12 protein-coding genes are annotated in these 13,459 nt (G+C 65.0%); 9 read left to right on the forward strand and 3 right to left on the reverse strand.

What is annotated here, in order from left to right; all coding sequences use genetic code 11:
- Positions 1-7 precede the first annotated feature (7 nt).
- The 4 genes from VGN72_06220 to xylB all read left to right on the forward strand — a co-directional run bounded on the left by VGN72_06220 (position 8) and on the right by xylB (position 5,485).
- The gene (locus tag VGN72_06220) at positions 8-2,188 is read left to right on the forward strand and encodes a GH92 family glycosyl hydrolase (protein ID HEV7298944.1); all 2,181 of its coding nucleotides are present in this window, start codon (positions 8-10) and stop codon (positions 2,186-2,188) included.
- Positions 2,189-2,228: 40 nt separating this feature from the next.
- The gene (locus VGN72_06225; protein HEV7298945.1) at positions 2,229-2,834 is read left to right on the forward strand and encodes a hypothetical protein; all 606 of its coding nucleotides are present in this window, start codon (positions 2,229-2,231) and stop codon (positions 2,832-2,834) included.
- Positions 2,835-3,033: 199 nt separating this feature from the next.
- Positions 3,034-3,756: a hypothetical protein gene (locus tag VGN72_06230; GenBank protein HEV7298946.1), complete on the forward strand. Its 723-nt coding sequence runs from the start codon at positions 3,034-3,036 to the stop codon at positions 3,754-3,756.
- A gap of 202 nt (positions 3,757-3,958) precedes the next feature.
- Positions 3,959-5,485, forward strand: a complete 1,527-nt coding sequence (gene xylB, locus VGN72_06235; protein ID HEV7298947.1) for a xylulokinase — start codon at positions 3,959-3,961, stop codon at positions 5,483-5,485.
- Between the two features lie 252 nt (positions 5,486-5,737).
- Here the strand turns inward: xylB and VGN72_06240 are convergent, their stop codons facing one another.
- A complete protein-coding gene (locus VGN72_06240) occupies positions 5,738-6,562 on the reverse strand; it encodes a hypothetical protein (GenBank protein HEV7298948.1) in 825 nt (274 codons plus the stop codon).
- Positions 6,563-6,660: 98 nt separating this feature from the next.
- Here VGN72_06240 and VGN72_06245 point away from each other — a divergent pair, with 98 nt between their 5' ends.
- From VGN72_06245 to VGN72_06260, 4 genes are all read left to right on the forward strand, one after another.
- Positions 6,661-7,137 (forward strand): GNAT family N-acetyltransferase, encoded by a 477-nt coding sequence (locus VGN72_06245; protein HEV7298949.1) that lies wholly within the window; start codon positions 6,661-6,663, stop codon positions 7,135-7,137.
- A 54-nt stretch (positions 7,138-7,191) separates the two neighbouring features.
- Positions 7,192-8,121, forward strand: a complete 930-nt coding sequence (locus tag VGN72_06250) for a 1-phosphofructokinase family hexose kinase (GenBank protein HEV7298950.1) — start codon at positions 7,192-7,194, stop codon at positions 8,119-8,121.
- Positions 8,122-8,763: 642 nt separating this feature from the next.
- Positions 8,764-9,591 carry a sugar phosphate isomerase/epimerase gene (locus tag VGN72_06255; protein HEV7298951.1) on the forward strand — a complete coding sequence of 276 codons (828 nt, stop codon included), beginning with the start codon at positions 8,764-8,766 and terminating at the stop codon, positions 9,589-9,591.
- Positions 9,592-9,603: 12 nt separating this feature from the next.
- Positions 9,604-10,254, forward strand: a complete 651-nt coding sequence (locus tag VGN72_06260) for an MOSC domain-containing protein (protein HEV7298952.1) — start codon at positions 9,604-9,606, stop codon at positions 10,252-10,254.
- 40 nt (positions 10,255-10,294) lie between these two features.
- On the opposite strand, the gene VGN72_06265 is transcribed toward VGN72_06260, so the two are convergent.
- Complete coding sequence (locus VGN72_06265) at positions 10,295-11,068, reverse strand: hypothetical protein (GenBank protein ID HEV7298953.1); 774 nt, start codon at positions 11,066-11,068, stop codon at positions 10,295-10,297.
- A 227-nt stretch (positions 11,069-11,295) separates the two neighbouring features.
- Positions 11,296-11,958, reverse strand: a complete 663-nt coding sequence (gene msrA, locus VGN72_06270) for a peptide-methionine (S)-S-oxide reductase MsrA (protein ID HEV7298954.1) — start codon at positions 11,956-11,958, stop codon at positions 11,296-11,298.
- 337 nt (positions 11,959-12,295) lie between these two features.
- Between msrA and VGN72_06275 the strand changes: the two genes are divergently transcribed.
- A complete protein-coding gene (locus VGN72_06275; GenBank protein HEV7298955.1) occupies positions 12,296-13,390 on the forward strand; it encodes a DHH family phosphoesterase in 1,095 nt (364 codons plus the stop codon).
- The last annotated feature ends 69 nt before the right edge of the window (positions 13,391-13,459 follow it).

Consider the following 13,459-nt stretch of genomic DNA (forward strand, 5'->3'; position numbering starts at 1 on the left):
GCGCGGCATGACTGACTTTGCCTCGCTCGTCGAACCCCGCCTTGGCACCGACGTCGGTCGGTGGATCGCGTTCTCGTCTGCCTGCCGGCCGTTCGGCATGGTGAGCCTGGCGCCGGACAGCGTCACCGACAAAGACTGGGGCGGCGGGTATCGCTACTCGGCGGGCGTCGTGCAGGGCTTCAGCCACATCCACTCGTGGCAGATCAGCGGCATCCTCGTGATGCCGGTGACGGGCGACATCAGCCCGCTGGCGGGCCCGGCGGCGTGGGAGTCGACCTTCTCGCACGACAGCGAACGCTGCAAGCCGGGATTCCATGCTCTGACGCTGGACCGCTACGGCATCGCCGTCGAATTGACGGCGACGCTGCGCGTGGGCGTCCATCGCTATCGCTTTCCGACCGGCGCGCAGCAGCCGGCCATCCTGCTCGACCTCGCTTCGACGCTGGGCCCGTGCGAGATGGGCGGCGCTGCGCTGAAGCAGACGGGACCGCGCACGCTACAGGGACACGTGATCAACCAGCCCACCGTTCGCAAGCCGCGGCCGTTGACGATTTACTTTGCGATCGAGGTGGATCAGGACGTGACGATCGACCCGTTCGACGCCGCCGACGTGCGCACGTGCCTGCGGCCGAGCGATGTAGACCAGCCGGTGACGATGAAGGTGGCAATCAGCTACACGTCGGTTGATGCGGCCATCGAGAATTTGCACGCCGAGACGACCGGCAAGTCATTCGATGTGATTCGCGACGAGGCGCAGGCCGAGTGGAACGCGTGGCTATCGCGCATCACTGTCGAAGGCGGCACGGATGAGCAGCGGGCGCGTTTCTACACCGACCTGTACTTCAGCCTGTGCGGTCGGCGCACGATGAGCGACGCGGCCGGCACGTACATCGACAACACCGGGCCGCAGCCGCGCGTGCGGCAGATCCCGATCGACCCCGCGACGGGCCAGCCGCGCTATCGCCATCATAATTCCGACGCGTTCTGGGGCACGCAGTGGTCGCTCGTGCCGCTGTGGTCGATCGCCTACCCGCACCTCGTGCACGACTTCTGCCACTGCTTTTACGACATGTACGCCAACGGCGGGCTGATCCCGCGCGGCCCGGCGGCGGGGAACTACACGTTCGTGATGACCAGCGCCCAAAGCACCCCGCTGTACGCCGCGGCCCTGCACAGCGGCATCTACAAGCCCGCCGATGCCGATGCGTTGTACGCTGCGCTGCGCAAGAACCACTTCCCCGGCGGGCTGATGAGCAAGGCGGGCTACGAACATCACACCTGCATCGGCGGCGGCATCGAGGACTACATCGCGCTCGGCTACATCCCAGAAGACCTGCCCAAGTCCGGCTTCCACAACAACGGCGCCAGCCAGACCATCGAGCACGCGTTCAACGACAATGCGATGGCCGCGATCGCCCGCACCCTGGGAAAGGCGGACGATGTTGCGCTGTTCATCCAGCGGTCGCGCAACTGGCGGAACCTGTTCGACAAATCGGTCGGCTTCGTGCGCCCGCGCAACCGCGACGGCACGTGGCTGGAGCCGTACGACCCGATGTCGCGCAGGGGCTGGACCGAGTGCAACGCCTGGACCATGACGTTCTACGCCACCTACGACCTCGACGGCCTCATCGAATGCTTCGATTCGCGTGACGCGCTGCTGTCGCAACTGGAGCGGGGATTTCAGCTTTGCCGCGACAGGGGCTATTACGTGCCGCACGAGAAGCACGAGGACGTGCCGTTCGACTTCGGCAACGAGCCGGCGCTGGCCTGCTGTCACCTGTTCCAACGGGCCGGCGACCATCGGCGCACGCAGTTCTGGCTGCGGCAGGTGCTGGACACGATCAAGAGCGGCAACGACCCCACCGACAACTTCGCCGGCGACGAGGACGAGGGCATCATGGGCGCCTGGAACGTGCTGGCGGGCATCGGCCTGTTCTGCATCGATGGCGCCGCCAGCAACCCGATCCGCTACATGATCACCGCGCCGTTGTTTGACAAGATCACGATCGCACTGGACGACCGCTTCTTCCCCGGCCGTTCGCTCACGATCGCCACGCGCGGCAACGCGCCGGGCGCCGTGAAGTACATCGGTGCCGCGGCGTGGAACGGTCAACCGATCGATGATCTCTCGCTCACGCACGACCAGATCGTCAGCGGTGGCGAACTGGTGCTGGATCTCATTGACTAGCTATGATCCGCTACGAGTCGCTTCGTTGAGGAAGATCGGGATGTGGAAGATCGTTGGGCTTTATTCGTTCTCGGTCGCGTACGCCATCGTGCGATACGTGGCGTTCACGCCCGCGAACTGGGCCAACCTGCCGGTCTTCATCCTGAACAAGGGCGTGTCGATGGCGGCGGCGCTCTGCTTTGCGATGGCGTTCTGGCAGCAGTGGCGCCGGCTGCGCGGCGCGACGGGCGGGAACGACCCGGCGACCTGGTTCCGGGCCGGCCTGTTCGGCGCGCTGGCGCACGTGCCGATGTCGCTCGTGCTGCTGCGCCCGGCGTACTTCAAGGAGTTCTTCGCTGGCGACCGGCTGTCGTTCAACGGCGAAGCGGTCATCCTGTTCGGAGCGCTCACGCTGGGCTGCCTGTACCTGCTGGCCCGCACCACCTGGAGCGCGGAACACCGCTGGTGGCTGTCGCTGGTGACGATGGTCGTCCTCTTCAGCCACACGCTCAGCATGGGCGTCGCACGCGGCGTGAACTTGAACCGCGCGCACGCCTACCTGCCCCCCATGTGGATGCTCAGCCTGATCGGCGTCGTTGCGGGCATCGGTTTCCTGCTGCTCAGCAGGCCACCGCGCGACGCCAGCGCTAGCGCCGCCACGTCATAAACGGTAGAGGCTTCCCGTTCCCACGTTCCGTGAATCTCCGGGTCCACGGACGGGAGCGAAACGCTTCGCCTCTCCATTACTTTCGAGTTAAGTTTGCGCTAGCCGCATGATCGCCTGCGAACGGCGATCGGGGGAAGCTGCGAAGCGGTTGTTCCCTTTGATCGATTCAGGCGCGCGTCACGTTGAAAAGGATGGATCGGTGTCTAAGGCTCAAAGTGTATCGCCTGCGTCCCTGCGTGACGTCCGCAAGCTAGGTCCTAAGGCTTGGGGGCGTCGCCTGACGGCCGAACTGACGCCGTTGCTGTCACCAGGCCGGCCGCCGTTGATCTGGGTGGTCCTCAGCGCGACTCTATGCGTTGGCGTGTTCAGCGTGCTGGCGATGTTGCTTTGGGCGGGTTATCGGGACGAGGCTTGGCCGGCGCATTATCTGCAGGACGGGTATGCGGGGACATGGCTGTCGGCCGGCTGTCTGGCGCTAGCCGCATTGGCCGGCGCTGCGCCAGCGTGGCGCGTGGGGCCCGGGACCGGCCGGCGCTTCTGGTCACTGGCCGCGGCGACGCTGCTACTGGCGGCGTGCGATGACCTGTGGCGGTTCCACGAGAACGTCGACCTGGCGATCCACGCTTACCTCGGCATCGACTCGCACCACGTCATCACCAACCACATCGATAACGTCCTCGTCCTGGGCTACGGCATCACCGCGGGCTGGTACGCGGTTCGGCGGCGCGGGGAATTGCTCTGCCTGCCCTGGGCCACCTACTGCTTCGCAGCCGCGTCGGTGTTCTTCCTCGGCATGACCACGCTCGACTTCGTCGACCGCGCCATGACCCTCGAAGAGACGTTCAAGACCATCTCCGTGCTGCTCATCCTCTGCGGCTGCCTTGCCGCCTGCCTGGAAGCTAAGCCGCGAACGCAGCGGTAAAGATAACGAGCGGCGACGCGAGCGCGTTCCGCGCGTCGACGCTTGGGGAAGGAGAAGACAAGCTTCCTTCCTCCTTCTGTCTCGGCGCTTTCCGTGTCTCTGCGGTTCAGCCCTCTTCGTAGCGCCCCCGCCACCTCGCGCCAGATTTGCATTTCCGTTCGTGACGTTCACAATCACTCCACTTCCAAGGAGACGCCCCCACATGCCTCACCTGCTCGGCATCGACATCGGCACCAGTGGCACCAAGACCCTGATCTGCGACGAGGACGGCACCGTGCTCGCCACCGCGATGGCGGAACATGCGATCTACACGCCCAAGCCCGGCTGGAGCGAGCAAATCCCCGAAGACTGGTGGACGGCCGTCTGTGCCGCGACCAAGGCGGTGCTGAAAAAGGCAAAGGTGAAGCCGGCCGACATTGGGGGCATCGGCCTCTCCGGGCAAATGCACGGCAGCGTTTTCCTCGGAGATGGTGAGAAGGCCCTGCGCCCCGCCCTGCTCTGGAACGACCAGCGCACGGCCAAACAGTGCGCCGAGATCGAAGCCAAGGCCGGCGGGCGCGAGAAGCTGATCGAGCTCGTCGCCAACCCCGCCCTCACCGGTTTCACCGCCCCCAAGATCCTGTGGCTGCGCGAGAACGAGCCGAAGACGTTCGCCAAGACCAAGCACATCCTGCTGCCGAAGGATTACATCCGCTTCCGCATGACTGGCGAGTACGCCACGGAAGTCTCGGACGCATCCGGCATGCTGCTGCTGGACGTGGTGAAACGGCAATGGTCGGACAAGCTGCTGTCGGTGCTGCAGATCGATAAGTCGCTTTTGGGTCGCCTGCATGAATCGCAGGAGGTAACTGGGACGCTAAATCGTGGTGCAGCGAGGGAAATGGGGCTAATTGAGGGTATTCCGGTCGTTGGCGGCGCGGGCGACCAGGCCGCGGGCGCGGTGGGCAACGGCGTGGTGATGCCGGGCATCGTCAGCGCCGCCATGGGCACCAGTGGCGTGATCTTCGCGCACGCCGACCGGCCGACGCTCGACCCGAAGGGGCGCGTCCACACGATGTGCCACGCGGTGCCGGGCAAGTGGTGCGTCTTCGGTTGCATGCTGTCGGCCGGTGGCAGCTTCCAATGGTTCCGCAACCGTTTGGCCGAAGGGGAAGTGGCGACGGCCAAGAAGCACAAGATCGACCCGTACGAACTGCTGGTTGCCGAGGCCGAGGCCGCGCCTGCGGGCAGTGAGGGGCTCTTCTTCCTGCCCTACCTCACCGGCGAGCGCTGCCCGCACCCCGACCCGCTAGCGCGCGGCGGCTGGATCGGCCTGACCGCCCGCACCACCCGTCCCATGATGATCCGCGCCCTGCTGGAGGGCGTGACCTACGGCATGCGCGACGCCATGGAGATCATGCGCGGCATGAACATCGACATCACCCAGGCCCGCGCCAGTGGGGGTGGCGCCCGCAGCGCGTTCTGGCGACAACTGCAGGCCGACGTCTACAAGACCCCCATCGTCCTCACCAACGCCACCGAAGGCCCCGCCTACGGTGTCGCGCTGCTCGCCGGCGTGGGCACGGGCGTGTGGAACAGCGTTGAGGAAGCCTGCAAGGCCACCATCAAGCAGACGGCCAAGATCTCGCCGAAGAAGAAGGCCAGCGATCTCTACGACCGCCATTACAAGGTGTACGACAAGCTGTACTTCGATTTGAAGGAACGCTTCGCGGAGATGGCGGCGCTGTAAGGCTGGGAGCATCATCGTATGCCTAATTCCTCCTCCCTCGCGGACGGGGGAATCGCCTTGGCGGAGGCACAAAAACAAAGTCTGTCATCCCGAGGGGAGCGGTAGCGACCCGAGGGATCTCGATTGTTCGGTAACTGATTGGCCGTGCGAGATCCTTCAGGTTCCTACCGCTCCCGTTCGGGATGACAGTGGCCGGGCGCGCGTTGCATGTTGGATCACGCCTTGAATGAGCGGGATCCGGCCTTTCCCCGTTCACCGGAACAGCTCGATCTTCCGCATCGCATGACCCAGGCGGTACAACCCAACGACTGTCAGCACCGTCAGCGTCGGCTGAAGGAGCCACACGTAGAACCGCCAAATAAGCAGGTACTCGCCGCGAAAGCTCACCGCAATCGTCCCGACCGTTGCTGCGAAGCCGGCCACGGGTGGCGGTTGGCGCACGAGGAAATCGGCCGAGTAGGTGGGGCGGTTCATGGGCACCATGAACGTCAGTAGTGGTAACACCACCACGCACAGGACGGCCCCGAACCGGAAGACCCGGTCGAGATCAGGTCGCCGGGCCTTGCGGGCGACGCGGGCAAGCGCGACAAAGACCAGGACACTGGCGATCGTCGATAGGACGGACGGCAGCATCATCAACGGCCACCAGCGCCAGAAGCGCCCAAGGTCGAGCGGGACGAGGCTGAAGAACAACGCTGGCATTGCGCAGGCCGCGATGCCGAAGCCGATCGCGGCCCGGCGGAGATTTTCGCTGCCCTGCAACACAGGTAGGCGCAATGCGATCAGGCCCGCCAGACCCCAAGCCAACAGCCCAAGCGCCAGGGCCAGCGGTGGCGCAACGGTATTCCACTGATTGGACACCGCGCCGGCGCCCAGCATTGCGACGATCGCCGCCACGCCCATCCAGGTGGCGCGGTACGTCTGCTGGGCCTGGTGCCGCGTCAGTCCCCCTGCCCGGTGCGCCACCACCGATGCTCGCACGTCGTGCCCGCACTCGGGACAACGGTTATCGGTCGGCAGGCCGCGCACGTTGTAGCCGCAGGCGATGCAAGGGACGTCGGCCTCCACGATCGTCATCGGAGGGCCGGATGGGGTAGGTTCGTTGGTCGAAGGAAGTTCAGCCACAGGCTGAAAGGTTACCGGAGCCGTACCGGCGCGGCTAACATTGGTGAATTATGACGATCCGTCCCGCAACCCCCACCGACGTGCCGGCCGTGCTGCCGATGGTCGAGCAGATCGTCGCGCTGCACGCGGCGTGGGACCCGGACAAGTACGCTCCGCTGCCCGACGTGCCGGGGCTATACCGCGGCTGGCTGATGGCCCGGGCACGCGACACCGACCGCAGCGTGTTCCTGGTGGCCGAGCGGGAGGGGCAGATCGTCGGTTTTCTCGTTTCAACTATCGAGCGCGAAATACCGATCTATAGGACGAGCGAGTACGCGTTCATCCACGACCTCTGGGTCGAACCGGCGTACCGCAACGAGGGCATCGGCCGCCAGATGGCGATGCTCGCGATCGAGCGGTTCACCGAGCTCGGCGTCGAACAGGTGCGCCTGGAGACGGCCGCCGCCAACGATGTCGCGCGGGCGCTGTTCGCCAAGTGCGGGTTTCGCGTCAGCACGATCGACATGCTGCTGACGTTGTCCCGTTGAACCGGACCCTCGTCCCTCGTTTTCTGCCGCGCACACGTTAACCTATCGGTCACCATGATCCTCTGCCTCGGCACCACCCCCGCACTGTCGCGCACGATGATCTTCGACGACGTCGTCGCCAACGATGTCAACCGCGCCACGCGCGTCTTCGAGTCGGCATCGGGCAAGTCGATTAACGCGGCCAAGGTCGCGCGATTGCTGGGTGAAGAGGTGGTCGCCACCGGCTTCCTCGGCGGCGATTCCGGCAGGTTCATCCGCACGCAGCTGGACCAGTTCGGCATCAAGCACAAGTTCGTCGACGTGCGTGAGCGCACGCGCACCTGCGTCACCGTCATCGACGAGCAGAACGGCCAATCGACCGAGTTGATCGAGGAACCCGAACCGGTCGACGCCGCCGCGTGGGACCAGTTGCGCCGCACGTACAAGGAACTGGTCGCAAAGGCGCGCATCGTTATTTTGTCGGGCTCGCTGCCGCCGGATGCGCCGGTCGAGTTCTACGCCGAGTGCGTGAGCGTCGCCCACGGCGCCAAGGCGCGCACGATCGTTGATGGCACGGGTGAGGCGATGGCGCAGGCGATCTTCGCCAAGCCGTATCTCATCAAGCCCAACGAGGACGAACTGGCGGAGACAACCGGCATCCCGATCGACTCGGATGTGACGATGCGCGAGGCGTTGCGCGAGGTGCTTCAGGCCGGCGCAACGTGGTGTTTAGTGACGCGCGGCAGCGACCCCGCGCTTGTGATTAGCGAAGAGGGCAGCTGTCAGATCACCCCGCCGGAGATTCAGCTCGTCAGCCCGATCGGCTCCGGCGACGCGCTGGCCGCGGGCGTGGCGGTGGGCCTGCTGCGCAACATGAGCGTCCCCGACGCCGCCCGCCTTGGCGTCGCCTGCGGCGCCGCCAACGCCATGAACCCGCTCGCGGGCTTCCTGAAGGTCGACGACGTCTACGATCTGCACCCCAAGGTCCAGCTGGCCGCGTGGTAAGTGCCGAACGCGCCTTGCTTGCTCTTCTGTAGGACAGGCATTCCTGCCTGTCTCTCCCCCGTATTCTCTCCCCCTGTCTCCTTCGTGGCACGGACATTCTTGTCCCGGCCTTTGCACTTGAGAAAGTAGCCCGTTGTCGAGCCGTCATCCTAAGAGGCTGTTAAAGAACACGCTCGCGGCCGGTCTTCACCGTAGCATGGACGGCTCGCCCATGGCGTCGGTACGCCGACGCGTCGGATGGTACGCCATCCGATTCAGCAGTCGCGCCAGCGAAGGATCTGCGAGCACCAATGGAAGAGCAGATCGCTTGCGCTCTTCACTCGGACCGAGTACGGCCCGACACCGCGGGGTACCGCGGCTCCATGGGCGGGACGCCCATGCTACGGTCGGAGCGGACACGGCACTGTTCTTTAACACCCTCTGAGGTACTCCGAAGGATCTCCCTCTGTATCTTCGTCGGGAAGAGATCCTTCGGGGTACCTCAGGATGACGATTGCTTCGTGAAGTACAAAGGTCCGTACTTGTCTGCATCTCACCCCCGTCCTACTTCCACGAATCTACCTGCCGCTAAAGCGGCAAGTCCGGTGAAAGCTTGGGGTGTGGCGCTGGCAGCGCACGCGTCGTTCGGGCATCATCACGCCCATGGCATCCTTCACCTATTGCTTCAACACGAGCACCATTCAGGGTCAGAAGCTGTCGCTGGTCCAAGAGATCGAGATCGCGAGCAAGGCCGGCTACGGCGCGATCGAGCCGTGGATCGGTCAGATCGAAACCTATCGCGACACCGTCGGCCCCTTGAGCGACCTGCGCAAGCGCATCGCGGATGCGGGGCTGACGGTCGCCAGCGCGATCGGCTTTGCCAAGTGGATCATCGACGATGACACCGCCCGTGCCGCGGGACTCGAACATGCCCGCCGGGACATGGATCTCGTCGCCCAGATCGGTGGGCAGATGATCGCGGCGCCGCCGATGGGCTACCAGGACAAGACCGGCCTCGATTTGTTCGCGGCGGCGTCGCGCTACGCGGAACTGGTGGAGGTCGGGCGATCGGCTGGCGTGCTGCCACAATTGGAAGTGTGGGGCTTCAGCAAGACGCTCAATCGGCTGGGCGAAGCGCTGCTGATCGCCGCCGAGAGCGGCTGCGCCGACGCGGGCCTGCTGCTGGACATCTACCACCTGCACAAGGGTGGCAGTGGCTACGACACGCTGAACCTGCTGAACGGCCAGGCGATCCGCATCTTCCACGTTAACGACTACCCCGCCCTGCCGCGCGAGCAGCTGACCGATAGCCACCGCGTCTACCCCGGTGACGGCGTCGCGCCGATCCGCCAGGTGCTGCAGACGCTGACCGACATCGGAGCGTCGCCGTTCCTGTCGGTCGAGCTGTTCAACAAAGACTATTGGCAGCAGGACGCGTTGACCGTCGCCCGGACGGCACTCGATAAGCTCAAAGCGCTAACGCCCCAATGATCGGGAACGCTTATGCAATTGATCAGCGTGAACATCGGGACCGCCCGCCCCATCGCCAATGGCAAGACGAGCGCGGTCAGCGGCATCTTCAAGGAGCCGGTCGCGGGCCGTACGCTTATCGGCACGCTGGGCTTTCCCAAGGATGCGATCTGCAACAAGCGCCATCACGGCGGCCCGGATCAGGCGATTTACGTCTACGGCCAACCCGATTACGACTGGTGGGCCGAGCAGCTCCTGTTCCCACTGGCGCCTGGCACGTTCGGTGAAAACCTGACGATCGCCGACCTCGAAAGTAGCCAACTCGCGATCGGCGACCGGCTACACATTGCCGACGCGGTGTTGGAACTAACCGCCCCGCGCATGCCGTGCGGCACGCTCGCAAAGCGCATGGACGACAAGCAGTTCGTCCAGAAGTTCCGCGCCGCCGAGCGACCGGGCGTCTACTGCCGGGTGATCCAGGAGGGCGCCGTGGCCGCCGGTGACGCGGTGCGGTTGGAACCGTACGCTGGCGACCGGGTCAACGTGATCGAGGTCTTCCGCGAGTACTTCGCCGCGTACCACGACGAGGCGCGCGTGCGGCGTCACCTGACCGCGCCGCTCGCCAGCCGGGCGCGCGAGGACAACGAACAGTACTTGCGCGCGATTCGCTCACAATCGTTCTGACGGCCGGCGCTTAGAAGCTCAATCCGCTGTGGTCTGCCCATCAGCCCGACATCAACCCCAGCCGTGCCATGCGGACCTCGGCGCGTTGCAGTTCGCCGATGAGTTTCGTCAGGCTGGCCAGGGCTTGCCGGCCGACCATGTCGGCTTCGAGGTCGACGAATTGCAGTCCGGCGCGCAGGGACGTGCAGCCCTTGGGCACCGTCGGTGGGTGCCGCAGGGCGGCCTCCAGCACGACCTCTTTTTCGGCGAACGCGATCTCGATGCGCAGCCGGTCGGCGGGGTCGATCTTCAGGGGCTCCTCGGGCGTGCCCGTGAGCGTTACGCCCATGCCGCCGGTGCTGAGGTCGATCAGCTTGGCGGGGATCTCGGCGGTCGATGAGGGGCGGTCCTTCAGGATGGCGCGCGGGCCGATGCGCCACACGCGGGCCGTCAGTTCGGCGTCGGGCCCGACGCGCACGCGGTAGTTCGAGCGGCGCTGGATGGCTTGGATCTTCGTGGGCCACGGCATGCGCAGGCACTGAACGACCGTGTCGCCGTTGATGCGGAACTCGTCGATGCGCTGCACGACCGGCGTCGCGAAGACGACCTTCGTCACCCCCACCTTGAACGACACGCCCGCAGCCTTGCCGGTCGTGATCATCTCCTCGATCAGCATTCGCTCGGACGGCACCGACTCGACCAGCAGGCAGCCGTCGTCGCCGCCCAGGAAGCGCGACTTGTGATGGCGCAACATGCCCGATGACGGTAGCGACAGCACGACGCTCGCGTTGCGCGCGACGGCCTGCAGGAGTAGGTCGTGTTCTTCGGTCGGCAAAACGGCGTCCCTCGGTGGAAGTACCTATGTGGCACTATCGGCGAGGCCTCGGTCCGACCTTAGTAGATGCGCTGGCAAATAAGTAAATGAATACCCTGCCCCCGTTTAGCCGCGAGCTTGCTCGCGATTCGCGCAACCATCGCAAACGCAGGCAAGCCCGCGGCTAAACGGGATGACCGACCACAGTAAGAGAGAGAGACGCCACCTTTTACCGGACCCGCACAGCCTCATGGTTTAAGCGGTTGCGTCGTCGCGGGCTTCACTTCGTCGGCGAATTTCGAGCGCACCTTGCCGATCTTCGGCGTCGCCTGCTGGCGGATGTAGCCGGACATCGGGTTCAGCTCGGCGTAGTTGTGGTGGTACTGCTCGGCGACGTAGAACGCCGTCAACGGCTCGAGCGTCGTCACGACCGGGTTCGGATAGTGCTTCGACGCGTCCACCTGCTTCACGTACGCTTCGGCGACGCGCTTCTCGTCGTCGCTTCCGTAGAAGATCGCGCTCCGATAATGCGGGCCGACGTCCGGTCCCTGGCGGTTCAGCGTGGTGGGGTCGTGCATCGTCATGAAGACGCGCAGCAACCGGCCGTAGGTGATCTTCGACGCGTCGTAGGTGATCTCGATCGCCTCGGCGTGCTTCGTGCGGCCGGCCGACACGGCATCGTAGTTGGCCGTCTCCTTCGTGCCACCGCTATAGCCCGGCACCACCTTGCTCACGCCGGCCAGTTCCTTGAAGACGACTTCGGTGCACCAGAAGCACCCGCCGGCGACCACGGCCTTGCGTTGTTCGGGGGTGGTGGTCAGGGGAATGTCGTCGGTCGGCATCGGCAGCACGTTGGCATAGTCGGGCAAATCGCTGCCGTACACCGCGGTGGCGAAAGTGGTGAAGATCATCGTCAGGACTCCTCGAATGCTGAACACGGAACCTCCGGGGTTCAATCGATCCCCCTACATCATAGGCGTACGGAATGGACAAGGACCTGGATGGGGGACGGGAGATAACCCCGCATACCCACGTCCCAAAACCCCGTTTAGCTGCGAGCTTGCTCGCGATTCGTCGCAATCCATCGCGAGCAAGCTCGCGGCTAAACGGTGCCGGAATCCTGCGAACCACGCCAAATCGGAAAACTGCTCAGGTTGCTCATCCGTTGCACCGATCCAAGGAGCACGGCCGTTGTCAGGAACTTTGTACCTTCGAAGTTCCGTTGGCCCGGCTATACTTGCGGCAATTATGACGGCGTTCGTCGAATCCTGCGTGCAGACGGTCACCGGCCCGGCGGCCGCGGCGGAGCGGCACGCACGCAAGCGACCCCGCGCCCGCGAGCTGCTGAAGCTGCTGGCCGACAAGAAGAACGTCCTGCTCACCACACACCAGCACCCCGACCCCGATGCGCTCGCCAGTTGCCTGGCCCTCTGCACCCTGCTGACCGCCAAGCTGCCCGGCGCCAGGATTTCCATGAGCGTGAAGGGGCGCATCGTCAGCGGCATCAACGAGCAGTTCATCAAGAACGCCAACCTCGCCCTGCTGCCGTGGGACGACGCGAAGCTGAGCGAGTACGACGCGATCGTGCTGCTCGACGTACAGCCGCAGTTCGCTTATAGCCCCCTGCCCGCCGGCGTGGTGCCGTTGGTGGTGATCGACCATCACCGGTCGAAGACGCGCGCGTCGACGATGAAGTGCGCGTTCTGCGATATCCGCACCGACGCGGGCGCGACGGCGTCGATCGTCTTCAGCTACTTCATGGAGCTGGAGGTCCCCATCGCGCCGAGCCTGGCGGCGACGTTGCTGTACGCGATCGAGTCCGACCTCGCCGGCGCCGCTGGCACGCCCGGCGAGCTGGACAACCTGGCCCTGTCCACCCTCACCCTGCTCGCCGACACGCGCACGCTGTATCAGATGCGTTACGTCGACTTGCCGCAGGCGTACTACCAGGCGCTGTACACGGGCATGAGCAACGCGACGTACTACGACCACGCGATCATCGCGCACATCGGTACGATCGACACGGTCGAGAAGCCCGCGGTGATGGCCGACTACCTGCTGAGGTTCGACAAGGTGCGCTGGGCCCTGGTGTCGGCGATCTACGACGGCCGATTCGTGGTCAGCATTCGCACGAGCGACGCCAAGCTCTCGGCCGCCGACATGGCGCGACGGCTGCTCGCCCGCATCGGTGAAGGTGGCGGCCACCGCACCAAGGCCGGTGGTTACGTCGCGATCAAGAACGCCACCCCGACCGAAATCGACCGCGTGCGAAAGATGCTCCTGCGCCGCTACCTGAAGGTGCTGAACATCACCGGCACGCACGGGAAAAAGCTGGTGACCTAGCCCAGCGACGCGGACCCTCTTCTGTAGGACAGGCATTCCTGCCTGTCTCTCCACCGTCCGTCTCTCCCC

This window comes from Tepidisphaeraceae bacterium, from assembly GCA_035998445.1.
Classification (GTDB): Bacteria; Planctomycetota; Phycisphaerae; order Tepidisphaerales; family Tepidisphaeraceae; genus DASYHQ01.